This window comes from Tsuneonella sp. HG249 (assembly GCF_053819205.1).
On the sequence record NZ_JBSOQY010000001.1, the window covers coordinates 1,700,232 to 1,724,120 of the forward strand.

Consider the following 23,889-nt stretch of genomic DNA (forward strand, 5'->3'; position numbering starts at 1 on the left):
GGTATAGCCGACCGTGGTTAAATCCCTGTTAGCTTCGTGGCTTCGGCCAGAACAGCCGAAGGCTCAGGGCAATCAACGCCAGACCCGCCGCAAACGGCACCATCAAACCGGCGACGGCGGCGCTGGTCAGCACGCCATATACCGAGAAACGATCGCCGAAGGGCCGAACGGCCCGCGGCGCCTCGTCTTCGCGCGATAGGCGGAGCGTGAGGATGAGGACCGCTGCCACGAAAGGGCCCGTCCAGCCGGCCAACTCGAATGGACTCGCGGCAATCGCGATCAACGACAGGTCAAGCATTGCATCGCGCACTTCGATTGCGCGCTTGGGCGCCTTGGTGCCCGATCCGGCACGCGCGAAGAGGCCCAGCCGCTCACCGACCGAAGATATGAGTGTGCCGGCAGTCAAGGCCAGAAGCCCCGCCACCGAATATCCGGCGTAGCCGGCCGCCCCCCCCAAGACCGCCAGCAAGCTGCCGCCAACGGCCAGAACGCCCACAAGCGCCGAGGTGTCGGCCAAACGCGGCAATAACCATCGCGCAAGGCGATGAGCGATAGCCTCGCCTGGCCGATCGAACGCGGGTGCCGGCACATGGCGCTCGTGCCAACTTTCCTCGACTCGTTTTGCAGCGGCGCTGTCGCCGAGCATCGCCCAACGCCCCTCGTCGAGCCATCCCCTGGGGACCTCGACCCGCCGTCCGCGGCGCTGGAGCGCGACGCGCAGCAGGCCCGATATGGGGTCTGCGTCAGGAGGCAGGTCGGCCAGCGCCTCGACGGCGTCTCCCCTCACCGCCAACACCCCGGCCCATGCGTGTTCGAGATCGATCCGCTCGAAGCCGCGCTGGACGGCACCTTCCGCATCGAGCACCGCAACCCCGGCGCGGGCGCCGAGCGCCTGAGTCAGCCAGCCCCGATCGGCTAACGTCCCGGGTGCCAATACGAACAGAGTGTCGGCCGCGCCCACCAATCCCGGCAGAGCGCTCGACTGGGCCGAGGCGTGAAACTTGACTTCGCGGGCCTCCGCCTCCCGCTGCAGTGCCGCGAGCACCGGGCTCGGTCCTCGCGCGAGGCAAACGACTTTTTCGCACTCGAGGGCCAGCACAGCCTGCAGCTGGTGCCACGCGACAGGCCGGCCGCCGATGCGCACCGGCGTCTCGCCTTCTTCCGTCAACGCGATCAGCGCGACCCGCACGCAATACCCTCCTGGCCCGTCAGCAGGCAAGCGTAGGTGCGGCCGATATGGTTGGCTAGAGGGTGGGTATCAGCTCGCGACGAAGCGGTTGCGAAAGCCTTCGATCCGTCGGACGACGCCAGGTTCGCCTGGCGCTCCCTCGGCAGCCTCGTCGGCCAGGGCGATCAATTCGGACGCATGGAAGCTGGCCGCCAAACCTTTCAGGCGTTGGGCTGCAACTGTCCAGTTCCCGTCGCAACGGGCGCGCTTGAGATGATCGAGATGGCGTTCGAGGCTGTCGCGGAAGGCAGCGCGAAGCTCTGCGAGCAGCGCCGGGTCCTCGCCGGCTGCGGCCGCAAGCGTCGCGTCGAATGAGCCCTGTTCGTAAGCCATCGCGGATTATCCTAACCGGCGATGATTAAGACTCTGTTGAACATGTAATCAGTCGTGTAGATTCCGCAGAATGAGCGGGGGAAACCACATCCGGGCCGTCGGCCCAGAGAGCGGCGCCGAGGCGCCTCACGAAGCGCAAGTCACGGTCGACGAGCCGCTGACGCTGGACGCCAGCTGGGCCGAGGAGGACGTGGCTCATGAGGAAACGTGGGAGAATAGCCAGAATAGATCCGCCAAACGTTGGCTGGCGCCTTCCCTGGCGCTTGGGGCACTCATAGGCTGGACCGCTTTTTTCGGCTGGGCCAATCAAGGGGCCTTGAGCGGCGTGACGCCGCAACAGGGATCCCAGCTGGCCGTCCAGTGGGCGGTCCCCGTGCTCCTCATCGTGTCCGTGTGGCTGCTCGCCATGCGGCTGAGCACGCGCGAGGCCGGCCGCTTCGCCGATGCCGCCCGAGCTTTGCGCGACGAATCCGTGATGCTCGAAGCGAGGCTCTCGGTCGTGAACCGCGAGCTCAGCCTCGCGCGCGAATTTCTCGCGGCGCAAAGCCGCGAGCTCGAATCGCTGGGGCGCGTGGCGACGCAGCGTATCTCAGAGCACGCCGACAATCTTCAGTCCCTGGTGCAAGACAATGGCGCGCAAGTCGATGCGATCGCCGGGGTTAGCCGCGCGGCGCTCGAGAACATGGGCAAGCTGCGCGACGACCTGCCTGTCATCGCCAATGCCGCGCGCGACGTTTCGAACCAGATCGGGGCGGCCGGCAACATGGCTCACAGCCATCTTGACGAGCTCGTGGCCGGCTTCAACCGCCTGAACGAGTTCGGTCAGGCCAGCGAACGACAAGTGGCCGCCTTGCGTGCCAAAGTCGATGCAGCGATTGCCGGCTTCGAAAGCCAGGCGGATCAACTCGACCAGGTGGCAGGTGTGCGCTTCACGGTACTGCGGGAAAAGAGCGATGCGTTCCGCGCCGAGCTGGACGGCCGCGAGGTAGAGACCCTCGCGGCGATGCGTCATCGCGCCGATCGCTTGCGCGAGGAAATTACCGCGTCTGCCAACGTCCTCGAGGTTCAGGAAGAAGAGCTGCTCCGATCGCTGCAGGCGCGGGTCAGCGCCATTCGCGAGGGCGCCGAAACGGTGTCGGCAAGCCTCGGAACTGCGGAACAGCACGCCGTCGAAGCCTGGAACGAGCGGGTTGAAACGCTCAAGCGCGATCTTGAAGCGGCCATTCAACAGGTGGAGGCGGTGGACATTGCCGCCAAGAACGGTGCTCAGGGCCGCCTCGACTTGATCCGACGCGAAGCACTTCTCGTCGATGGCAAGCTCAATGAATCCCACGCGTTGTTCGTCCACGAGGTCGAGAAGCGCCGCACCGAGGCAGCCGAGATCGCCGCTGAGCAGGCAAGTCATATCGCCGCGCAGCTTACCGAAATCGACGCAGCCATTGAGGAACGGCGTCAGGCTCAAGAAGTTCGCTCGCGCGAATTAGCCGAGCATGGAGAATTAGTGGCCGCCCGGCTTGCTGAACTGGGCCGGGAGATGGCCGCGGCGGCCGAACACGGACAGGCCGCCGAAGTATCGCTTGCTGCCGCGATCGATGCACTGGGCGATCGCCTCTCCGAAAGCCGATCTTGGCTGGACGGCACCGACCGCGCGGTGGCCGATCTTACTGAAGCCAGCGTGCGGTTGCTCGAACTCATCCGCGCAAGCGCCGAACACAGCCAGACACAGCTTCCCGCCGCCTTGTCGGAGACGGAAGGGAGGCTCACGGCGTTGAGCCAGCAAGGAGAGTCCCTGTCGCTTATGCTTGGGGCAGCAGGCGACAAGAGCCGCGAAGTGTCGGACTACGTACTATCCGCGCAACGCGACAGCACGGCGGCGATGGAAGAGCTCCAGACTTTCCAGACCGGGCTCGCCGCAGGCGACAATGCCGCGCTTCAGCGGATTGCCGCGATGCGGGGACAGATTGCCGCATTGGCGCAAGAAAGCGAAACCGCCGCGGCTGTGGCGCAAAGCGCGCTGCGCGAGTCCATCACGGTCCTCGATGGGGCGGCCCGATCAGCCATTGCGACCTTGGAGAACGACACTGCTGGCCGCGTAACCGCTCTCGCGGAACGCATCGCCGGCGATGCCAACGAGGCCCTTGATCGCGCCCTGCGTGAGCGCGTTGGCGCGGCCCTGAACGATTTAGAGGATACTTCCGCGCACGCGGCTGGCGTGGCGCGCGAAGCGGCGATCCAGTTGCGTGACCAACTCGCCAAGGTCAGCGAGCTGGCCGCAAACTTGGAGAACAGGGTCGAACGTGCGCGAGAGCGCGCCGAAGAGCAGGTCGATGGCGATTTCTCACGGCGGGTCGCGCTGATCACCGAGAGTCTAAATTCGAACGCGATCGACATCGCCCGCGCGCTGTCGACCGACGTGACCGATACGGCCTGGACTAGCTACCTGCGGGGAGACCGCGGCATCTTCACTCGCCGGGCCGTGCGGCTGCTCGAGCCGGCGGAAGCCCGAGAGGTGGCCGAACTGTACGACGCGAATGTGGACTTTCGCGAACACGTCAATCGCTACATCCACGATTTCGAGGGTATGTTGCGTACGATGCTGTCCACGCGAGACGGTCACGCCATCGGCGTCACGCTGCTCAGCAGCGACATGGGCAAGCTGTACGTCGCCCTAGCCCAAGCGATCGAGCGGTTGCGCGACTAGTACGGCCATAGCGTCGCCGGGGTGACCCATCCGTTGACGTAGTTGGCAACGTACAGGGCAGTCAGCGCGGTGGCCAGAATGGTCGCTCGCAAGGCAACCCGTCCGGGCCGAAAATTGGCCGGCGCACTGTCGGCCTGGCCGGGGACACGCTCGACGCCGAGTTCCTCGTGCGTCTTCACGCCGAACGGTAACAGAACGAAGGCGCTCATCGCCCAAAACAGGACGTAGATCGCCAGGATCGACGTCCACTTCATGCCTCGGCACCCGGAACGATAACCCGCACTTGCGGCCTCTTCCCCGACCAGCGCGTGGCGGCGCGGCGAGCAGCAAGGCGGGCGGCTTCGACCTTGTCCTCCCGACTGCGCGCTGCCGGACCTTTGAGATTGTTAAGCGCCTGCGCCACGTCCGCCTCCGTTTCCGAAACGAAGGCCGCGTAATCCTCGTCGAGCGGCAGGCCGACCCCTTCCACGTGCACCCCACCCTTTGGACCGATGGCGACGACCACCAGCCCTTCACGCGCGATCCGGCGGCGCATCACCATCGCATCCCCATCGGCCGGGGCGATAATGTCACCGTCGAGAATCAAGCGGCCGGCGCGCACTTCGGCCAGTTTACCGGGCTTGCCCGGCGCGAGCCGCACGATGTCGCCGTTCTTCTGCACGACGGCGTGCGGAATTCCGCTGGCGAGCCCGAGCCGCGCCTGTTCGGTCATGTGGCGCATCTCGCCGTGAACGGGGACAAGCAGTTGCGGGCGCAACCAGCTGTAGAGCGCTTCGAGTTCGGGGCGACCGGGGTGCCCGGAAACATGGATCGGACTTTGTCGGTCGGTCACGACCACGATGCCGCGTTCGGCGAGCAGGTTCTGGATGCGGGCGACCGAGATTTCGTTGCCCGGGATCTGGCGGCTCGAGAACAGCACGACATCGCCTTCGCTGAGCTCAATCGGATGCTGCTTCTCGGCGATACGCGCCAGAGCCGCCCGAGGCTCGCCCTGACCGCCTGTCGCGACGATCAGCACTTCGCCGCGAGGCAAGCCCATCGCAGTGTCGAAATCGACCGTCTCGGGAAACTCGGCGAGGTAGCCGTTATCCTGGCTCACCTCGATCATGCGATCCAGGGAACGACCGGCGATGCACAGCCGCCGCCCGGTTGCATCGGCCACCGCGCCGAGGGTGTGCAGACGGGCCACGTTGCTCGCGAAGGTCGTCACCAACACCCGCCGGCCGCTCCACTTCGCGACTTCGTCCTGTAGCGCGTTGTAAACCGCGCCCTCCGAGCCGCTGGCTTCCGGATTGAACACGTTTGTCGAATCGCAGACCAGGGCCAGCACGCCCTCGTCGCCAAGTTCGCACAGTTCTTCCTCAGTGGTCGGCTCGCCGATGATGGGTTCTTCGTCGAGCTTCCAATCGCCAGTATGGAACACACGCCCGAACGGGGTGTCGATCAGCAACGCATGGCCTTCGGCGATCGAATGGGCGAGCGGCAGGTAGGATATCTCGAACGGTCCGAGCTTGAAGGGCTCTAGGTCGTCGACCACGATCAGTTCCACGTCGTCCACAAGCCCCGCCTCGGCGAGCTTGCGGCGCACCAGGTCCGCGGTGAAGGGAGTCGCGTAAAGCGGCACACCGAGTTCGGCGGCGAAGTAAGGTACCGCGCCGATGTGGTCCTCGTGCGCATGAGTGAGAACGATGCCATCGAGCGCGTCGGCGCGCTCCTCGATGAACTCGAGATCGGCGAATACCAGGTCGACACCGGGGTACTCGTTGCCGCTGAAGGTCATCCCGAGATCGACCATGATCCAGCGCCCGCGGCAGCCGTACAGGTTCACGTTCATGCCGATCTCGCCGGAACCGCCGAGGGCAAGGAACAGCAGTTCGTCTTCCGGGGAGTTATCTTTCTTCACGCGGCGGCGCGCTCTGCGAGGATGGCGAGACCGTCGAGCGTCAGATCGGCATCGACGGCATCGAAGATCGAAGTGTGCTGGTCGAACAGGATAGCAAGCCCGCCGGTCGCGACCACCCGGGCGGGCCGGCCGATTTCGGCCCGCATGCGCGCGATGAGTCCTTCCATCATCGCACAATAGCCCCAGAAAACCCCGATCAGCATTTGGTCCTCGGTATTTGTGCCGATCACGCTGCTCGTGCGCGGGGCCTCTATGGCGATGCGCGGCAGTTTTGCCGTGTTCCCGACCAATGCATCGAGGGACAGATTTATCCCGGGCGCAATGATCCCGCCCTTGTAGGCGCCGGTGAAGTCGACCGCATCGAAGGTGGTGGCCGTGCCGAAGTCGACGATGATCAGGTCGCCTTCGTACTTCGCGTGGGCCGCGATAGCATTAAGCGCCCGGTCTGCGCCGAGGGATCGCGGCTGATCCACGTCGACCGAGATACCCCAGTCCGCAAGCCCCTCCCCGGCGATGAGCGGCGAGATGTTGAAGTACTTCTCGGCCAAGACGGTGATGTTGTGGATGGCACGAGGGACTACCGATCCGACGATAATCTGCTCGACTTCCTCACGCTTGTAGCCCTCGATCTCGAGCAGTTGGAGCAGCCACACGGCGTACTCGTCCCCAGTGCGCCGCGGGTCGGTGGCAATCCGCCATCGCGCTTTGATCTCGCGCCCGTCGAACAGCGCGAAGACGACATTCGTATTGCCGACATCGGCGGCGAGCAGCATTTGCGATACCTTCCTCAAGCGAGCGACACGTCGCCGGCGTGGATAGGCCGGACACTGCCGTCTTCCAAGCGCAACAGGAGCGACCCTTCAGGGGAGAGGCCATGAAAAGCCCCGACCGCCGTGGTCCCGTCAGGTTCGTGGACGGTGAGGTGGGTGCCTGTCGGATGCGCGGCAACTTGCCAGCGCCGCAACATCGGCTCGAGCCGGACCGTGCGCCAACGCTCGACCTCGCGGTCGAATGCGGCGGCCAAGGCATTAGCGAATAGGTCGCGGTCCGGGGCAGGCCCCAGCGCTTTAAGCGAGATCGTCTCACGGCCTTCGACGGTGGGCGCTGCGGCCAGGTTAACACCAATTCCGACCACTACGGCATCGCCCTCTCGCTCGAGCAGTATCCCCGCGAGCTTCGCCCGACCGTGCAGCAGGTCGTTCGGCCATTTCAACGATAGCGGCGAAGGATCGCCCAGGAACTGGGATACGGTCTCGTAGAGCGCGAGCCCTGCCAGAAGCGCGAGAGTAGGAGCTGCCGGGTCACCCGGGCCCGGACGAACAACAGTGGAGCCCATGAAATTGCCGGCGCCGTCGAACCACTTGCGCCCCTGGCGGCCGCGACCCGCGTTCTGGCGATCGGCCACCAGCCAGTCGCCTTCCGCGATCCGCTCCCCGGCTCGCAGCGCGGCGGCAAGATCGGCGTTCGTGGACCCGGTTTCGGCTAGGGTGCGGATCAAGCGGTGAGGAACAGCGCGGCCGAAGCGATATTCGACAGTTCGCCGAGCCAGCCGGTCAACAAATACCCCAGCGGCGAGATGAACAGGCTAGCGAGGAGCAGCAGCGACCAGTGCGCCCAGTCGTTCTTGCCCTGAACCCGATCGCTAGGCTCGTCGAAGAACATGACCTTCCCGACTTTGATGTAGTAATAGGCACCGATCACGCTGGCCGCGATGGCGAGGGCCGCCAACGGGACCATGTCGGCGGCTACAGCGGCCTGGAACACCACCAGCTTGGCCCAGAAGCCGAACAGGGGCGGGATTCCGGCAAGGCTCAACATGAGCAAAAGCAGGGCCCAGGCGATGCCCGGCCGGGTGCGGCTGAGACCGGAGATGTCGGACAAGGTCTCCAGTTGATTGTCGTCCGCGTCGCGCAGCATCAGGAGCGCAACGAAGCTGCCTACGGTCATCGCGACATAGATCGCCATGTAGGTGAGCATAGCGCTAGCACCCTGCTGCGTTCCGGTGGCGAGGCCGACGAGGATGAAGCCGACGTTATTGATCGCCGAGTAAGCGAGCAGGCGCTTGAGGTTCTCTTGACCTATGGCCCCGAGCGCGCCGATCACGATCGAGGCCAGCGCGGCGAACACCACCACCTGACGCCAGGCTTCGTACTGCCCGGCGAACGCCTCGAGCGCGACACGCATCAGGAGTGCCACGGCGGCAACCTTTACCGCGGTGGCGAAGAACATGGTAACCGGTGTCGGTGCGCCTTCGTAGACGTCGGGTGTCCACATGTGGAACGGCACCGCAGCGATCTTGAACGCAAGTCCGGCGAGCATGAAGATCACGCCGAACAGAGCGCCTGTCGAGAGCTCTCCGGAGAGCGCGGCGCGGATTCCCGTGAAGCTGGTTGTGCCCGTGAATCCGTAGGTGAGGCTCATGCCGTAAAGCAGGATGCCGCTCGCCAGTGCCCCAAGGACGAAGTACTTGAGCCCGGCTTCCGCCGAACGTCCGTCGGTCCGCAAGAACGACGCCAGCACGTAAGCAGCCAGACTGTTCATCTCGAGGCCGATGTAGAGCGTCATCAGGTCGCCGGCGGAAACCATGATGCCGGTGCCCAATACGGCGAACAGGATCAGCACCGGGTACTCGGCGCGCATCGCGTGCCAGCGCTCGAAGAAACGCGGTGCGATCATCAGGCAGGCAATGGCGGCCGCATATATGAGCAGCTTGGCGAAGGCGGCGAAGGCGTCCGCGTGGACCTGTCCGAAGAAGGCCATGGTATCGGCGCCCATCGCGCCGCTGCAGAGCACAGGCGCGGTGAAAGCAGCGGCAGCGGCGATCACGGCGACGGCGGCGATCGAGATCGCGCGGCTGGCCCTGTCGCCGAGCCAAGCGGCAGCGAGCAAGAGGACGAGGCCGCCGACTGAAAGGATCTCCTCAGGCAGGAGCAGGCGCAGCGAGTGGGCGAAGTCCATCAGTGGGCCTCCCCGTTCCCAGTCGGCGGGGCGCTGTGATACTCCATCGCGTTCGCGGCCTTGGTGCGCACCTGAGCAGGCCTCGCCTCGGCTAGCCTGCCGTCGCCAGCCGGCTTGGCGCGGGCGAGGCGCGCGTCGAGAGCAGCGATATCCTTGCGCATCGGGGCGAGGAAGCTCTCAGGATACACGCCCATCCACAGCACCGCGACAGCGATCGGACCGAGCATCAGCCACTCCCGCGCGTTGAGGTCCTTCATCGCCGCCGCATCGGCGTTGCGTTGAACGCCGAACGCGACGCGCCAGTACAGGTAGAGCATGTAGGCCGCGCCGAGGATGATGCCGGTGGTGCAGACCAGCGTTACCCAGGTGGAAACCTGATAGATGCCCGCCAGCGCGAGGAACTCGCCGACGAAATTGCTCGTGCCCGGCAGGCCGACGCTCGCCATCGTGAACAGCATGAACAGCAAGGCATACTTCGGCATGTTGATGCTGAGCCCGCCATAACGGTCGATTTCGCGCGTGTGTAACCTGTCGTAGATAACGCCGACGCACAGGAACAATGCGCCCGAGACGAGCCCGTGGCCGAGCATCACCATCATACCGCCTTCGAGTCCCTGCACGTTGAAGGCGAACAGCCCGACAGTGACGATCGCCATGTGCGCGACCGAGGAATAGGCGATCAGCTTCTTCATGTCGTGCTGGACCAGCGCAATCAGGCTGGTGACGACTACCGCGATCATCGACAGCCAGAACACCAGCCAGGCGAACTGCGCGCTCGCTTCGGGGAACATCGGCAGGCTGAAACGGAGGAACCCGTAACCGCCCATCTTGAGTAGTACGCCGGCGAGGATCACCGAGCCAGCGGTGGGAGCCTGTACGTGGGCATCGGGCAGCCAGGTGTGCACCGGCCACATCGGCATCTTCACCGCGAAGCTGGCGAAGAAGGCCAGCCACAGCCATGTCTGCGCCGCCGGCGGGAAATCGTACTGCATCAACGTAGGGATGTCGGTGGTGCCGGCTTCGCCGATCATCCACAACATCGCCACCAGCATGAGCACCGAGCCGAGCAGCGTATAAAGGAAGAACTTGTAGCTCGCGTAAATGCGCTCAGCCCCGCCCCAGATGCCGATAATCAGGTACATCGGGATCAGGCCGGCCTCGAAGAATATGTAGAACAGCAGCATGTCCTGCGCAGCGAACACGCCGATCATCAGCAGTTCCATGAACAGGAATGCCGCCATGTATTCCCCGACGCGCTTTTCAATCGAGTCCCAGCTGGCGAGGATGCAAATCGGCATCAGGAACACGCTGAGCACGATCAGCAGCAGTGCGATCCCGTCGATCCCGAGTGCGTAGCTGAAGCCCGCGAACAGCGGCGCTTTCTCAACGAACTGCCACTGGGCACCGCCAATATCGTAATTCACCCAGAGCACGAAACCGAGCGCCAGGTCGATCAGCGTGGCAGCCAAGGCGACGCTACGCGCGGCCTTCGCCTTCAAGAAGAAGCACGCCAGACCGCCGACCAGCGGGACCAGCAGCATTAGCGAAAGGATTGGAACGCCCCCCATCACACCAGAATCCAGGTGATCGCAGCGACAAGGCCGATCAGCATCCACAGCGCGTACGTGTTGAGGAAGCCGGACTGCATCCGCTTGGCGCCGACTGTGCCGAGCGCCACTATCCGCGCCGCGCCGTCAGGGCCGAAGCGATCGATGGTGCCCTTATCGATCCACCTCCAGAATTTGTCGCCGAGCCAGAACGCCGGCCGCACGAACAGGAAGTGATACAGTTCGTCGAAGTACCACTTGTTGAAAAGGAACCGGTACACTGGGCCAAGCTGGTTGGCCGCCCGCTCCGGCATGCCGGGGTCGCGCATGTAGCCGAGCCACGCGATCGCGAATCCCACAATCATGACCACGGTCGCGGTCAGCTTCACCCACAGCGGCACGCCGTGCATCGCGTGGATCAGGTCCTCGTTGTAGAAGATCGAGCCTTGCCAGAATCCGGCGTCGTCCAGGAAGGCATGGCTGAACAAGAAGCCCGCGAACACCGCGCCGAGGCTGAGTACGCTAAGAGGCACCAGCATCGACAGCGGGCTCTCATGCGGATGATAGCCCGCCGTGCCGTCGCCGTGATCGGGATGCGAAACGTGGTGCGCATCGTCATGACCGGCATGTTCCTGCGCCGGAGGGTTTTCACCCGCCGAGTGGGCGTGGGGATCTTCCTTGCCGTGCTCGTGCCCGTGGGCGTCATGCACCGCGTGCTGGATGTGCTCGCTCTCGGCCCAACGTGGCTTGCCGAAGAACGTCAGGAAGATCAGTCGCCACGAATAGAAGCTCGTCAGCAGCGCCGCGAACGCCCCGAGCCAAAAGGCGAAATGCGCCATCTCGGTACCCCGGCCCCACGCAGCCTCGAGAATGGCATCCTTCGAGTGGAAGCCGGCGAAGCCCGCGTGCAGCCAGTAGATGCCAACGCCAGTGATCGCGAGCGTGCCAGCCATCATTGCCCAGAAGGTCAGTGGGATACTTTTGCGCAAGCCCCCGTAATATCGCATGTCCTGCTCGTGGTGCATCGCGTGGATGACCGATCCCGCGCCGAGGAACAGCAGCGCCTTGAAGAAGGCGTGCGTGAACAGGTGGAACATGGCCGCGCCGTATGCCCCCACGCCGGCGGCGAAAAACATGTAGCCGAGCTGTGAGCAGGTCGAATAGGCAATCACCCGTTTGATGTCCCACTGGGTGGTGCCGACGGTCGCTGCGAACAGGCAAGTCGCCGCGCCGATGAAGGTGACGAACATCAGCGCGATCGGCGCGGTCTCGAACATCGGAGACAGGCGGCAAACCATGAAAACGCCGGCGGTGACCATCGTCGCCGCGTGGATCAGTGCCGAGACCGGAGTCGGGCCTTCCATCGCGTCGGGCAACCAGGTGTGCAGGCCGAGCTGCGCCGATTTGCCCATCGCGCCGATGAACAGCAGGATACACAGAACGTCCATCGTGTCGACGCGATGGCCGAGGAAGCCGATCGTGCTGCCCGCCATGCCCGGCGCGGCAGCAAGGATTTCCGGGATCGAGACGGTGCCGAACACCAGATAGGTGCCGAAGATGCCGAGCATGAAGCCCAGGTCGCCAACGCGGTTGACCACGAATGCCTTAATCGCTGCCGCGTTTGCGCTCGGCTTGCGGAACCAGAACCCGATCAGGAGATAGCTGGCGAGGCCCACCCCTTCCCAGCCGAAGAACATCTGGACGAGGTTGTCCGCCGTCACCAGCATCAGCATCGCGAAGGTGAACAGACTGAGATAGGCGAAGAACCGCGGCTGGTCCGGGTCCTCGTCCATGTAGCCCCAGCTGTAGAGGTGCACGAGCGCCGAAACGGTCGTGATCACGACTAGCATCACGGCGGTCAGCGCGTCGACCCGCAGCGCCCAATCGAACGTCAGGTCACCGGATTGCACCCACTGCAGCACCGGCACCACAGTCGGCTCGTAAGAGCCGCCGACGAAGGCAAGGAAGATCGGCCAGCTTAGCGCGCAGGCGAGGAACAGCGCGCCCGTCGTGATGGACTTGACCACCACATTGCCGAGCGCACGGTTACCCAGCCCGCCGACGATCGCCGCCAGCAGAGGGGCGAACACGATGATGAGGATCGGATGCACGGGCCCGGCTATCCCTTCATCCGGTTGACGTCGTCCACCGCAATGGTGCCCCGTCCGCGGAAGTAGATCACGAGAATGGCCAGCCCGATTGCCGCCTCACCCGCAGCTACCGTCAAAACAAACATCGCGAAAATCTGGCCGGTCAGGTCGCCGAGGTAGCTGCTGAACGCCACCAGATTGATGTTCACGCTGAGCAGAATCAGTTCGATCGCCATCAGGATGACAATCACGTTCTTCCGGTTCAGAAAAATGCCGAGCACCCCAAGCACGAACAGGATCGTGCCGACGACTATGTAATGCTCGAGGCCGATCACAGCTGGATCCCCTGCCCGACGTCGGGCTTCACATTGCGGGTTGCGTCTTGAGGCCTGCGGCGGATCTGTTTGGAGATGTCCTGCGGCCTGCTGTCCTTGCGGTCGCGGTGGGTAAGCACGATCGCGCCGACCATCGCGACGAGGAGGATGATCCCGGCGCTTTCGAACAGGAACAGGTAGCGCCCATAAAGCACCTCGCCGATCGCGGCGACGTTGCTCGCCGCCAGCGGCGCGGCCAATTCTCGGCCGGCCGGGGCCAGTTCGATCGATCCGGCCTGCCATGCGCCGATGCCCAGCACCAGTTCGGCGAGCAACACGAGCGCGATCAACATTCCGAGGGGGAAATTCTTGACGAAACCGGCCCGTAGCGAGGCGAAGTCGATGTCGAGCATCATGACCACGAACAGGAACAAGACCGCGACCGCGCCGACGTAGACGATCACAAGCAGCATCGCGATGAATTCGGCGCCGGCGAGCACCATCAGCCCCGCAGCGTTGAAGAACGCGACGATCAGCCACAGCACCGAATGCACGGGGTTTCGCGCAAGGATCACGAACACCGCTGAAGCGATGGTGAGCGCGGCAAAAAGGTAAAAGGCGAAGACCTGGATCATGCGTCGGCGCGGCCCCTATCGGTAGGGCGCATCGGCTTCAAGGTTAGCGGCCAGCGCGCGCTCCCACTTGTCCCCGTTGGCCAGCAGTTTCGCCTTGTCGTAGAGCAGTTCCTCGCGCGTCTCGGTCGCGTATTCGAGGTTCGGCCCCTCGACGATGGCATCGACCGGACAAGCTTCCTGGCAGAAGCCACAGAAGATGCACTTCGTCATGTCGAGGTCGTAGCGGGTCGTACGCCGGCTACCGTCCTCGCGCGGCTCGCTCTCGATGGTGATCGCTTGCGCCGGGCACACTGCCTCGCACAGCTTGCAGGCGATGCAGCGCTCTTCGCCGTTTGGATAGCGCCGCAGCGCGTGCTCGCCGCGGAAACGCGGGCTGAGGGGGTTCTTCTCGAACGGGTAGTTGATCGTCGCCTTCGGCTTGAAGAAGTACTTCAGCGTGAGGGCATGCGCCTTCACGAACTCCCACAGGGTGAACGACTTGATGAAGTGAGCGACGGTCATCCGTACCTCGTGAGCATCAACCAGCCCGAAACGAGCACGACGAAAAGGAGCGAGACGGGGAGAAACACCTTCCACCCGAGCCGCATGAGCTGATCGTAGCGGTAGCGCGGCACGGTCGCCTTCACCCAGCTGAAGATGAAGAAGAAAAACAGGATCTTGGCGAACAGCCATATCCAGCCGGGAATGTCGAACCAGGGGATAAAGTCGACATTGAGCGGCGGAAGCCAGCCGCCGAAGAACAGCACCGCGTTGAGCGTGCACATCAGCAGGACGTTGGCGTATTCGCCGAGCCAGTAGAGCGCAAAGCTCATCGAGCTGTACTCGGTCTGGTAGCCGGCGACGAGCTCGCTCTCCGCCTCGGTCAGGTCGAACGGCGCGCGGCCGGTTTCGGCCATGCCGCTGATCAGGAACATGACCCACATGGGGAACAGCAGCAGGTTGAACCAATAACCGTTGACGATTCCGAAGCCATGCCCGCGCTGCGCGACGACTATGTCGTTCAGGTTGAAGGTCCCAGCGTAGAGCACCACGCAGATCAGGATGAAGCCGATCGACACTTCGTAAGAAACCATCTGAGCCGCGGCACGCATCGCGCTGAAAAACGGGTATTTCGAATTCGATGCCCAGCCGGCGATGATCACCCCGTAGACCCCGAGCGAGCTGATCGCGAGCACATAGAGCAGGCCGACGTTGATATCCGCCAGCACCGCGCCTGAATTGAACGGAATCACCGCCCATGCCATCAGCGCGACGGTGAAGGTGATGATCGGCGCGATCAGGAACAGGCCCTTGTTCGCCGCCGAAGGGACGATGGTTTCCTGCAGGAACACCTTGAGCCCGTCGGCGAAGCTCTGCAGCAGCCCGAACGGCCCGACTACGTTAGGCCCCCGCCGCAGCGCCATCGCCGCCCAGACCTTGCGGTCGGCATAAATGATCATCGCCACCGCCAGCATCAGCGGCAGCGCGATCAGCAGGATGCCCGCGATGGTAGCGGCGAACCACGCCCAGTCGTAGGTCATGCCCCAGGATTGGAAGGTCTCGGTCATTCCGCGGCCTCCGCCAAGTCTTCACCGTGGAGAAGCTCGGCCGAGCAGCGCTGCATCACCACGCTGGCGCGGGCGACCGGATTGGTGAGGTAGAAGTCCTTGATCGGATAGGCAATCCGTCCGCCGGCCTTGCCCTTGCCGGCTTTCGGCAGCTTGCCGTAGCTCGCCAGGCCTTCGACGCCCAGCGCGGGCACTTCAGCGATCATGGCCGCGCGCAGATCCGTGAAGCTATCGAACCCGACGCTGACGCCCAAGGCATCGGCCAGCGCGCGCAGGATCGTCCAGTCCTCGCGCGCGTCGCCCGGCGGAAACACGGCACGCTCGGCGAATTGCACCCGGCCCTCGGTGTTGACGTAGGTCCCGTCCTTCTCGCTGTAGGCCGCGGCGGGAAGGATCAGATCGGCGGCATGGGCGCCTTTGTCGCCGTGGTGGCCGATATAGACCTTCAGCGACCCCGCGAACTGCGACCAGTCCACTTCGTCCGCGCCAAGCGCGAGCACCACCTTCGGCGCGGCCTTGGCTATGTCGGCGATACCGCCCTTCTGTGCATAGCCCAGCATCAGGCCGCCCATTCGGCTGGCGGCCATGTGCAACACATTGAGCCCGTTCCAGCCGTCGCGCTGCCAGTCCATTCCGAGGATCGCGTCGAGCGCCCCCGCCGCGAGCCCGGCGCCCCCCATGATCACGGCGGGCCGCTGTGCTGCTGCCACCGCTTCACTCACATGGCCTGGCAGGTTGTGCAGCACCGCCGCATCGTCGCCGAGGAATTCGGCCGGGTAAGTGGTGTCCCATGCCGGCCCGACGATGAAAACCTTCGCGCCGCGCTTCGCCGCCTTGCGAAGGCGCACGTTGACCAGCGGCGCTTCCCAGCGGACATGGCTGCCGACGATCAAGATTGCATCGGCGGTTTCGATCCCCGCGAAGGTCGAGTTGAACGCCACCGCGGCGAGGTTGGCGGCGGGGTAGCTCATCCCGGTCTGGCGGCCCTCGAGCAACTTCGAGCCGAGCGCGTTCACCAGCTTCTTTGCCGCGAACATGGTCTCGCAATCGACCAGGTCACCCGCGATCGCCGCAATGCTCGCGCCGGGCTTTGCCTTGGCGATGACCTTGAAGGCCTCGTCCCAGCTCCCGTCTTGCAGCTTGCCCGAATTCCTGATCCACACCTTGTCGAGACGCCGGCGGGTCAGGCCGTCGACCATGTAGCGGCCCTTGTCGCTCAGCCACTCTTCGTTGACATCATCGTTGATGCGCGGCAGCGCGCGGAGCACTTCGCGGCCCCGGCTGTCGAGGCGAATGTTGGCCCCGACCGCGTCCGACACATCGATCGACAGCGTTTTCTTCAATTCCCACGGCCGCGCCTCGAAGGCGTAGGGCCGCGAGGTCAGCGCGCCGACCGGGCAAAGGTCGATGACGTTCGCCGATAGCTCGTGCTGCACCGCCTGCTCGAGGTAGGTGGTTATCTGCATCGACTCGCCGCGATAGAGCGCGCCGATCTCGTCCACGCCCGCGACTTCCTCGGAGAAACGCACGCAGCGCGTACAGTGGATGCAGCGGGTCATCACCGTCTTTATCAGCGGCCCCATGTACTTCTCGGTGACCGCGCGCTTGTTCTCGTAATAGCGCGTGCCGCCGCGGCCGTAGGCGACCGACTGGTCTTGCAGGTCGCATTCCCCGCCCTGGTCGCAGATCGGGCAATCGAGCGGGTGGTTGATGAGGAGGAACTCCATCACCCCTTCCCGCGCCAGCTTGACCATCTGGCTGTCGGTGCGAATTTCCTGCCCTTCGGTGGCCGGCAGCGCGCAGCTCGCCTGCGGCTTGGGCGGGCCCGGCTTCACCTCGACCAGGCACATCCGGCAATTGCCCGCGATGCTCAGCCGCTCGTGATAGCAGAACCGCGGGATCTCCTTGCCGGCAAGCTCGCACGCCTGCAGCACGGTCGCGCCATCGGGGACCTCGATCTGTTCGCCGTCGACGGTGACTTTGGGCATCAGATATCCTTCACCGAGCGGAACGCAGCGGTGGCGAGCATCGCGCGCAAACCCGCCGGGTTGATCGACAGCGGCTTCCTCGCCTCGGCCGCCTGGGCGCACAGGCCCATCGGTGTGGCGAGCGCGCTCAATGCGGCAGTTTCCTCGGCCGAGTTACGCTCGGTCGCGAACAGCTTCGCGATGTCACCCGGCACCGAACGAACTACGCAGATCGCCACGCGATCGGTGAACGAGAACGCGGTCGTAGCCGGAGTCGACGCCGCCTTGGCGAGAGCGGTCGCCACGGATTCGCCGCGTTGCTCGACAAGCGCTTCGGCAAGCTCTCCTGCGAACAGCAGAGTGCCGGACCTCAAGGCGCCGCGGAATTCGACGCACGACCTGTCTTCCTCGCTCAGCATGCGCAACGCGCGACTGTACGTCGGTGTGGTGAAATCCATCGCCAAGACGCGCGCGGCTTCGCTGGAGTTTTTACGAACGAGGCAGCCCGCCAATTCTTCGAGGGAGCGGCGGGAAACGTCGTCGTTCGCACGGTTCGCCGCGCGATCGCGCTCGGCATCCGCGAGCATTTTCTCGACTGACGCATCGTCGCGCGCCGGCAGATTGTCAATCGGCGTCTCGTTGGCCGTCTGCGCGACTGCCCCTGAGGCGCATGCGACAAGGCTCGCGGCAAAGAGGGTTGTCAGCTTCATTCCGCCGCCTCTGCCATATTCCCAGCCTCAGAAATCCGCCGCTCAATCTCCGGCCGAAAGTGCTTAATCAAACCCTGGATCGGCCATGCCGCAGCGTCGCCCAGCGCGCAGATGGTGTGGCCTTCGACCTGTTTGGTGACCTGCTGGAGCATGTCGATCTCCTCGACGTGCGCGTCGCCGGTGCGCAGGCGCTCCATGACCCGCCACATCCACCCGGTGCCCTCGCGGCACGGAGTGCACTGGCCGCAACTCTCGTGCTTGTAGAAGTAGCTGATGCGACTGATTGCGCGGACGATGTCGGTCGACTTGTCCATCACGATCGCCGCCGCGGTACCGAGCCCACTGCCGACGTCCTTCAGCCCATCGAAATCCATCGGGCAGTCCCAGATCTGGTCCGCCGGGACCAGCGGGACCGACGAGCCGCCGGGGATTACCGCCAGCAGATTGGCCCGCCCGCCGATAATGCCGCCGCAATGCTTCTGGATCAGCTCGCCGAAGGGGATGCTCATTGCCTCCTCGACGACGCAGGGCCGCTCGACGTGGCCGGAAATCTGGAACAGCTTGGTGCCGGCGTTGTTGGGGCGGCCGAAGCTTGCGAACCACGAAGCGCCGCGCCGCAGGATCGTCGGCACGACCGCGATGCTCTCGACATTGTTGACCGTCGTCGGGCAGCCATAGAGCCCCGCGCCGGCCGGGAACGGCGGCTTGAGACGCGGCTGACCCTTCTTGCCTTCGAGGCTCTCGATCATCGCGGTCTCTTCGCCGCAAATGTAGGCGCCCGCACCGCGGTGGACGAAGACATCGAAGTCGTATCCCGAACCGGCGGCGTTCTTACCGAGGAAGCCGGCCGCGTAAGCCTCCGCGACCGCCTTGAAGAGCGTCTCGGCCTCGCGGATGAACTCGCCGCGGATGTAGATGTAGGCCGCCCGCGCGCGCATCGCGAAGCCGGCGATCAGCGCGCCTTCGATCAGCTTGTGCGGATCGTGGCGGATGATCTCGCGGTCCTTGCAACTACCGGGCTCGGACTCGTCGGCGTTGATGACGAGGAAGCTCGGCCGGCCGTCCTTGCTCTCCTTGGGCATGAACGACCACTTCATACCCGTGGGGAAGCCCGCCCCGCCTCGGCCGCGCAGGCCCGAATCCTTGATCTCCTGGATCAGCGCGTCCTGCCCACGCAGCATCAGGGTCTTGGTGTCGTCCCAATCGCCGCGCGCCTGCGCTGCCTTGAGGCCCCAGTCCTGGTAGCCGTAGAGGTTGGTGAAGATGCGGTCCTTGTCGAGCAGCATCAGCCAATCCCTCCCTGCATCAGGAAGTAGATCGCGGCGATGGCGATAAGCGCGATCAGCCCGAACTTGATCACGCCCTTCACCACCTTCCAGGCGATGAAGATGAGGACGAGCGCGATGACGATCGTGAGGATGTCCATCACCATTCGCTCCGGTAGTCGTGGTTCTCGCCGACCATTGCGGTCAGCGAGCTAAGCGCGCCGACCGGCTCGACGGTGTGGCGCGCAGGGTCCTGGGTGCCTTCCTTCGGCGTCTCGCCGCGGGCGAGCGCATCTAGTACGGCGTTGAGGCGCTCGGGCGTCAGGTCCTCGTAGTTGGCGTCGTTGATCTGAACCATCGGCGCGCTGGCGCAGTTGCCCATGCATTCGACCTCGGTAAGGGTCCACAATCCGTCCTCGGTCGTGTGGCCCTTCTTCATGCCGCGCTTGTAGCAAGCATCGAGAATGTCGTCCGAGCCGCGCAACATGCACGGCGTGGTTCCGCAGACCTGAACGTGAAAACGCCCTACCGGCGCGATGTTGTACATAGTGTAGAAGGTCGCGACCTCGAGCACGCGGATCACCGGCATGGTCAGCTCACGCGCGACGAACTCGATCACCGGCAGCGGCAGCCAGCCTTGCGTGCTGGTCTCCGCGCCGACCTGGTACTGCGCGAGGAACAGCAGCGGCATCACCGCCGAACGCTGCCGCCCCTCAGGATAGCGGGCGACGATCTCCTTCGCCTTGGCGGCATTGTCGCCGGTCCAGGCAAAGGAGCCCCAGCGTTCGCGCAGCTCGGGCGTGTCGGGTGCAGGGGCGCGATCAGCCATTGCGCGCGCGCCTCATGGCGCCTTCGCGGGCGACGAAGGCTCCCCAGAGAAGAGAGCAGCTTGCAGCGACGATGGCCCCAGCGCCCTCTTTCAGCTGAGCCGCACCGAGCGCTGCCACGGCGATCGCGCCGGCCACTGCCAAGAAAAACCAGATGGGGTAGACTGTCTTGCTCATCGATCGCACTCCCCGAACACCACATCGATCGCGCCGAGGATGGCAGTCGCGTCGGGCAACATGTGGCCCTTGGCCATGAAGTCCATCGCCTGAAGGTGGCTGAAGGCCGTCGGGCGGATCTTGCAGCGATAGGGCTTATTCGACCCGTCCGAGACGAGGTACACGCCGAACTCGCCTTTGGGGCTTTCGGTGGCGACGTAGACTTCGCCGGCGGGCACGTGGAAGCCTTCGGTGTAGAGCTTGAAGTGGTGGATCAGCGCTTCCATCGAGCTCTTCATCTCGCCGCGCTTGGGTGGCGCGACTTTACGGTCGAGGCTGGCGATCGGCCCTTCCGGCATCTCGGCGAGGCACTGCTTGATGATACGCGCCGACTGGCGGACTTCCTCGACGCGGACCATGAAGCGGTCGTAGCAGTCCGAATTGGTGCCGACCGGAATCTCGAAGTCCATTCGGTCATAGACGTCGTAAGGCTGGCTCTTGCGCAGGTCCCACGGAATGCCGGCCGCGCGGATCATCGGGCCGGAAAAACCCCAGGCGATCGCGTCCGCCTTGCTCACTACCGCGATGTCGACGTTGCGCTGCTTGAATATGCGGTTGTCGGCGACGAGGCTGATCGCGTCCTCGAACAGCCGCGGCAGGCGGCCGTCGACCCAGTCGCCGATGTCGTTCAGCACCTTGAGCGGGATTTCCTCGCGTACACCGCCAGGGCGGAACCACGCGGCGTGCATCCGCGCGCCGGAGACCGCCTCGTAGAAGTTCATGCAGTCTTCGCGCAGCTCGAACATCCACAGGTTCGGCGTCATCGCGCCGACGTCCATCACGTGGCTGCCGAGGTTGAGCATGTGGTTCTTGATGCGGGTCAGTTCGGCCATCATCACCCGCAGGTACTGCGCGCGGATCGGCACCTCGATGTTGAGCAGCTTTTCGATCGCCAGGACGTAGCTGTGCTCCATGCACAGCGGGCTGCAGTAATCGAGCCGGTCGAAGTAGGGCAGCGCCTGCAGATAGGTCTTGTGCTCGATCAGCTTCTCGGTGCCGCGGTGGAGCAGGCCGACGTGCGGATCGATCCGTTCGATGATCTCGCCGTCCAGTTCCATCACCATCCGCAGCACGCCGTGCGCCGCCGGGTGTTGGGGCCCGAAGTTGATCGTGTAGTTGGTGATCACCTCGTCGCCGGTGGTCGGCGACTGTTCCAGCTGCATGCTCACGACGTGCAACTCCACGTGCCGGGCGAGAAGGTGGTATCGCCTTGCGGGCCGGCGATCTTGAGGTCGGCGGTGTACTCGCGGCGGCCGCCGATGGTCTGTGGGCTGCCTTCAGCGCGCATGACGGTTACGGTGTATCCCGCGCCGGTCAGCGTGGGGCCGGACTCGATCGGCTGCTGGGTGCCGGGCAGGAGGACTTGCTGCCCGTCGACCACCAACACCCCTTCGGCGCTTCCGCCGGGTGTGGCAGGGCCGCGGACGACCAGCAGCGAACGCCCCTGATAGGCGAACGAGCAGCCGCCCTGGAACGGTCCCAATGCCCTCTGCGCATCTGCCGAAAGGGGTGTCAGCTGAGCTGCGCCGGTGGGGGCGACGACAGGCTGCGCATTGATCTCGGCGACTTGCGGCGCCGCCGCCTGCGACGGCGCGCCGACGCCAGCGCGCTCGGCGAAATCCTCGGCGCTCTCGCCGGTCCCTTCGCCGCCCTGGCCGCAGGCGGCAAGCATCAGCGCGCTCAAGACGACGGCGCCTCTCATGCTTCGCCCTTCGGCTTGCGAGGGCGGCGGGCCTTGGCGTCGACGGCGGCGGTCGTAGCCGCCTTCTTGGCGCGCGGCTTGCGCGAAGGCCGGCTTTCGGTCGGTTCGGGCGCACCGGGAGCCGGAGAGCCGGTCTCGACCGGCGCCGGGTCGCCCTGGCCCTGGCCGGCGACGGTCCCGCCGGTGGTGCCGGGTGCGACTTTATCGTTGGCCTTGCTGTCGGTCGGTTCGCCGGCGCCGCTGACACCCTTCCTCGGGGTCACCTTGGGCTCGGCGACCGGCGGGGTGGCGGGCGTCTCGGCGGCCTTTTCGTCGCCCGGCAGCACGTAGTCGGCGCCTTCCCAGGGACTCATGAAATCGAACTGGCGCAGGTCCTGCGGCAGGTCGACCGGCTCGTACACCACGCGCTTTTCGTCTTCGGAGTAGCGCAGCTCGGTGTACCCGGTGAGCGGGAAGTCCTTGCGGAAGGGATGCCCTTCGAACCCGTAGTCGGTGAGGATGCGGCGCAAGTCGGTGTTGCCGGCGAACAGCACGCCATACATGTCGAACACTTCGCGCTCGAGCCATCCGGCTACCGGCCACAGCGTCGTCACCGTCGGCACCGGCGTGTTCTCCGCCGCCGTGCACTTCACCATGATCCGGTGGTTCTTGGTCAAGCTCAGCAGCATGTAGACTACTTCGAACCGCTCGACGCGGTCGGGGAAGTCGACCCCGGCGATTTCCATCAACTGCTGGTAATCGTGCTCGTCGCGCAGCAGGCGCAGCGCGTCCTCGACGCCGTCGCGCCCTACTGTCAGCACGACCTCGCCATGTTCTTCACGCGCCGCGTGGAGCATGTCGCCGAGCGCGCCGGCGAGCGTCTCGATCACGCCCTCGTTCGACGCGAAGCGCGGAGCCGGATGGAGAACCGTCGCCATGCCTACCGCTCGATCGTCCCCGAACGGCGGATCTTCCGCTGGAGCTGCATCACGCCATACAGGAGCGCCTCGGCGGTGGGCGGGCAGCCCGGCACGTAGATGTCCACCGGCACAATCCGGTCGCACCCACGCACAACGCTGTAGCTGTAGTGGTAGTAACCGCCGCCGTTGGCGCAGCTTCCCATGCTGATGACGTACTTGGGGTCCGACATCTGGTCGTAGACCTTGCGCAGTGCCGGAGCCATCTTGTTGCACAGAGTGCCGGCCACGATCATCACGTCCGACTGGCGCGGGGAGGCGCGCGGGGCGACGCCAAACCGCTCCATATCATAGCGCGGCATGTTGACGTGGATCATCTCCACCGCGCAGCAGGCGAGCCCGAAGGTCATCCACCACAGAGACCCCGTGCGCGCCCAATGGAACAGGTCCTCGGTCGAAGTGACCAGGAAGCCCTTGTTGTCGAGTTCCGCCGACAGCGCGTTGACATAGCCTTCGTCCGGCAGGCGCGCATCGGGATGCAACGCCCAGTTGTGGGCGTCGCCGCGCACGGTGCTGGCGCCGGGATTCGCCAGCTCGTGGCTGAGCGCGGGCTGGCGATCTACTCCCATTCGAGAGCTCCCTTCTTCCAGGCGTAGGCGAGGCCGATGCCAAGTTCGCCGAGGAACACCATCATGGTGATCCAGCCGGGCCAGCCGGTGAGGTCGAGGCTGACCGCCCAGGGGAACAGGAACGCGGCTTCGAGGTCGAAGATGATGAACAGGATCGCCACGAGGTAGAACCGCACGTCGAACGGCTCGCGCGGATCCTCGAACGCGGGGAACCCGCACTCGTATTCGCTCAGCTTCTCCGCGTTCGGGTTGTGCGCGCCCGTCAGGCGGGCGACGCCCATGGGCAGGAACACGAACAGCGTCGATATCGCCAGCGCGATGCCGAGGAATATGAGAATTGGCAGGTATTGCGAAAGGTCGACCAAGCGACTGACTCGATTGCTGGCAGTTCGAGCGCGCCTCTAGGCCCCAGCCTTGTCGC

General features: G+C 64.8%; 25 protein-coding genes. 1 reads left to right on the top strand and 24 read right to left on the bottom strand.

What is annotated here, in order from left to right:
• Positions 1-28 precede the first annotated feature (28 nt).
• Positions 29-1,189 (bottom strand): hypothetical protein, encoded by a 1,161-nt coding sequence (locus ACWPM1_RS08590; protein WP_455694420.1) that lies wholly within the window; start codon positions 1,187-1,189, stop codon positions 29-31.
• Between the two features lie 69 nt (positions 1,190-1,258).
• Positions 1,259-1,561 carry an Hpt domain-containing protein gene (locus ACWPM1_RS08595; RefSeq protein WP_455694421.1) on the bottom strand — a complete coding sequence of 101 codons (303 nt, stop codon included), beginning with the start codon at positions 1,559-1,561 and terminating at the stop codon, positions 1,259-1,261.
• Positions 1,562-1,631: 70 nt separating this feature from the next.
• On the opposite strand from ACWPM1_RS08595, the gene ACWPM1_RS08600 reads away from it, so the two are divergent.
• The gene (locus ACWPM1_RS08600; protein WP_455694422.1) at positions 1,632-4,262 is read left to right on the top strand and encodes an ATPase; all 2,631 of its coding nucleotides are present in this window, start codon (positions 1,632-1,634) and stop codon (positions 4,260-4,262) included.
• Here ACWPM1_RS08600 and ACWPM1_RS08605 read toward each other — a convergent pair.
• The 22 genes from ACWPM1_RS08605 to ndhC are packed head-to-tail and all read right to left on the bottom strand — an operon-like array spanning position 4,259 to position 23,833.
• Positions 4,259-4,516, bottom strand: a complete 258-nt coding sequence (locus ACWPM1_RS08605) for a DUF1467 family protein (protein ID WP_455694423.1) — start codon at positions 4,514-4,516, stop codon at positions 4,259-4,261. The two genes, ACWPM1_RS08600 and ACWPM1_RS08605, sit on opposite strands and share 4 nt — an antisense overlap.
• Positions 4,513-6,165 carry a ribonuclease J gene (locus ACWPM1_RS08610; protein ID WP_455694424.1) on the bottom strand — a complete coding sequence of 551 codons (1,653 nt, stop codon included), beginning with the start codon at positions 6,163-6,165 and terminating at the stop codon, positions 4,513-4,515. Before ACWPM1_RS08610 ends, ACWPM1_RS08605 begins: the two co-directional genes overlap by 4 nt.
• The gene (locus ACWPM1_RS08615) at positions 6,162-6,938 is read right to left on the bottom strand and encodes a type III pantothenate kinase (RefSeq protein WP_455694425.1); all 777 of its coding nucleotides are present in this window, start codon (positions 6,936-6,938) and stop codon (positions 6,162-6,164) included. The genes ACWPM1_RS08610 and ACWPM1_RS08615 overlap by 4 nt, the downstream gene beginning before the upstream one ends.
• 14 nt (positions 6,939-6,952) lie before the next feature.
• Positions 6,953-7,663 carry a biotin--[acetyl-CoA-carboxylase] ligase gene (locus ACWPM1_RS08620; protein WP_455694426.1) on the bottom strand — a complete coding sequence of 237 codons (711 nt, stop codon included), beginning with the start codon at positions 7,661-7,663 and terminating at the stop codon, positions 6,953-6,955.
• On the bottom strand, positions 7,660-9,123 hold the full coding sequence (gene nuoN, locus ACWPM1_RS08625; RefSeq protein WP_455694427.1) for an NADH-quinone oxidoreductase subunit NuoN: 1,464 nt from the start codon (positions 9,121-9,123) through the stop codon (positions 7,660-7,662). Before nuoN ends, ACWPM1_RS08620 begins: the two co-directional genes overlap by 4 nt.
• Positions 9,123-10,691 carry an NADH-quinone oxidoreductase subunit M gene (locus ACWPM1_RS08630; RefSeq protein WP_455694428.1) on the bottom strand — a complete coding sequence of 523 codons (1,569 nt, stop codon included), beginning with the start codon at positions 10,689-10,691 and terminating at the stop codon, positions 9,123-9,125. The genes nuoN and ACWPM1_RS08630 overlap by 1 nt, the downstream gene beginning before the upstream one ends.
• Positions 10,691-12,781 (bottom strand): NADH-quinone oxidoreductase subunit L, encoded by a 2,091-nt coding sequence (gene nuoL / locus ACWPM1_RS08635; protein ID WP_455694429.1) that lies wholly within the window; start codon positions 12,779-12,781, stop codon positions 10,691-10,693. The genes ACWPM1_RS08630 and nuoL overlap by 1 nt, the downstream gene beginning before the upstream one ends.
• An 8-nt stretch (positions 12,782-12,789) precedes the next feature.
• A complete protein-coding gene (nuoK, locus tag ACWPM1_RS08640) occupies positions 12,790-13,095 on the bottom strand; it encodes an NADH-quinone oxidoreductase subunit NuoK (protein ID WP_455694430.1) in 306 nt (101 codons plus the stop codon).
• The gene (locus ACWPM1_RS08645; protein ID WP_455694431.1) at positions 13,092-13,709 is read right to left on the bottom strand and encodes an NADH-quinone oxidoreductase subunit J; all 618 of its coding nucleotides are present in this window, start codon (positions 13,707-13,709) and stop codon (positions 13,092-13,094) included. The genes nuoK and ACWPM1_RS08645 overlap by 4 nt, the downstream gene beginning before the upstream one ends.
• 15 nt (positions 13,710-13,724) lie before the next feature.
• Positions 13,725-14,210: an NADH-quinone oxidoreductase subunit NuoI gene (nuoI, locus tag ACWPM1_RS08650; protein WP_455694432.1), complete on the bottom strand. Its 486-nt coding sequence runs from the start codon at positions 14,208-14,210 to the stop codon at positions 13,725-13,727.
• Entirely contained in the window at positions 14,207-15,256 is a 1,050-nt protein-coding gene (gene nuoH / locus ACWPM1_RS08655) for an NADH-quinone oxidoreductase subunit NuoH (protein WP_455694433.1), read from the bottom strand. Before nuoH ends, nuoI begins: the two co-directional genes overlap by 4 nt.
• Positions 15,253-17,244, bottom strand: a complete 1,992-nt coding sequence (gene nuoG / locus ACWPM1_RS08660; protein WP_455694434.1) for an NADH-quinone oxidoreductase subunit NuoG — start codon at positions 17,242-17,244, stop codon at positions 15,253-15,255. The genes nuoH and nuoG overlap by 4 nt, the downstream gene beginning before the upstream one ends.
• Entirely contained in the window at positions 17,244-17,933 is a 690-nt protein-coding gene (locus ACWPM1_RS08665) for a hypothetical protein (RefSeq protein WP_455694435.1), read from the bottom strand. The genes nuoG and ACWPM1_RS08665 overlap by 1 nt, the downstream gene beginning before the upstream one ends.
• Positions 17,930-19,219: an NADH-quinone oxidoreductase subunit NuoF gene (nuoF, locus tag ACWPM1_RS08670; protein WP_455694436.1), complete on the bottom strand. Its 1,290-nt coding sequence runs from the start codon at positions 19,217-19,219 to the stop codon at positions 17,930-17,932. Before nuoF ends, ACWPM1_RS08665 begins: the two co-directional genes overlap by 4 nt.
• The gene (locus ACWPM1_RS08675; RefSeq protein ID WP_455694437.1) at positions 19,219-19,359 is read right to left on the bottom strand and encodes a hypothetical protein; all 141 of its coding nucleotides are present in this window, start codon (positions 19,357-19,359) and stop codon (positions 19,219-19,221) included. Before ACWPM1_RS08675 ends, nuoF begins: the two co-directional genes overlap by 1 nt.
• Positions 19,359-20,027, bottom strand: a complete 669-nt coding sequence (locus tag ACWPM1_RS08680) for a complex I 24 kDa subunit family protein (protein ID WP_455694438.1) — start codon at positions 20,025-20,027, stop codon at positions 19,359-19,361. The genes ACWPM1_RS08675 and ACWPM1_RS08680 overlap by 1 nt, the downstream gene beginning before the upstream one ends.
• The gene (locus ACWPM1_RS08685; RefSeq protein WP_455694439.1) at positions 20,020-20,202 is read right to left on the bottom strand and encodes a hypothetical protein; all 183 of its coding nucleotides are present in this window, start codon (positions 20,200-20,202) and stop codon (positions 20,020-20,022) included. Before ACWPM1_RS08685 ends, ACWPM1_RS08680 begins: the two co-directional genes overlap by 8 nt.
• Positions 20,199-21,404 (bottom strand): NADH-quinone oxidoreductase subunit D, encoded by a 1,206-nt coding sequence (locus tag ACWPM1_RS08690; RefSeq protein WP_455695146.1) that lies wholly within the window; start codon positions 21,402-21,404, stop codon positions 20,199-20,201. Before ACWPM1_RS08690 ends, ACWPM1_RS08685 begins: the two co-directional genes overlap by 4 nt.
• Before the next feature lie 2 nt (positions 21,405-21,406).
• Positions 21,407-21,943, bottom strand: coding sequence for a hypothetical protein (locus ACWPM1_RS08695; protein WP_455694440.1), 537 nt, complete (start codon positions 21,941-21,943; stop codon positions 21,407-21,409).
• On the bottom strand, positions 21,940-22,860 hold the full coding sequence (locus tag ACWPM1_RS08700; protein WP_455694441.1) for an NADH-quinone oxidoreductase subunit C: 921 nt from the start codon (positions 22,858-22,860) through the stop codon (positions 21,940-21,942). Before ACWPM1_RS08700 ends, ACWPM1_RS08695 begins: the two co-directional genes overlap by 4 nt.
• Positions 22,861-22,862: 2 nt before the next feature.
• Positions 22,863-23,468, bottom strand: a complete 606-nt coding sequence (locus tag ACWPM1_RS08705; protein WP_455694442.1) for a NuoB/complex I 20 kDa subunit family protein — start codon at positions 23,466-23,468, stop codon at positions 22,863-22,865.
• Entirely contained in the window at positions 23,459-23,833 is a 375-nt protein-coding gene (ndhC, locus tag ACWPM1_RS08710) for an NADH-quinone oxidoreductase subunit A (protein WP_455694443.1), read from the bottom strand. The genes ACWPM1_RS08705 and ndhC overlap by 10 nt, the downstream gene beginning before the upstream one ends.
• Positions 23,834-23,889 lie beyond the last annotated feature (56 nt).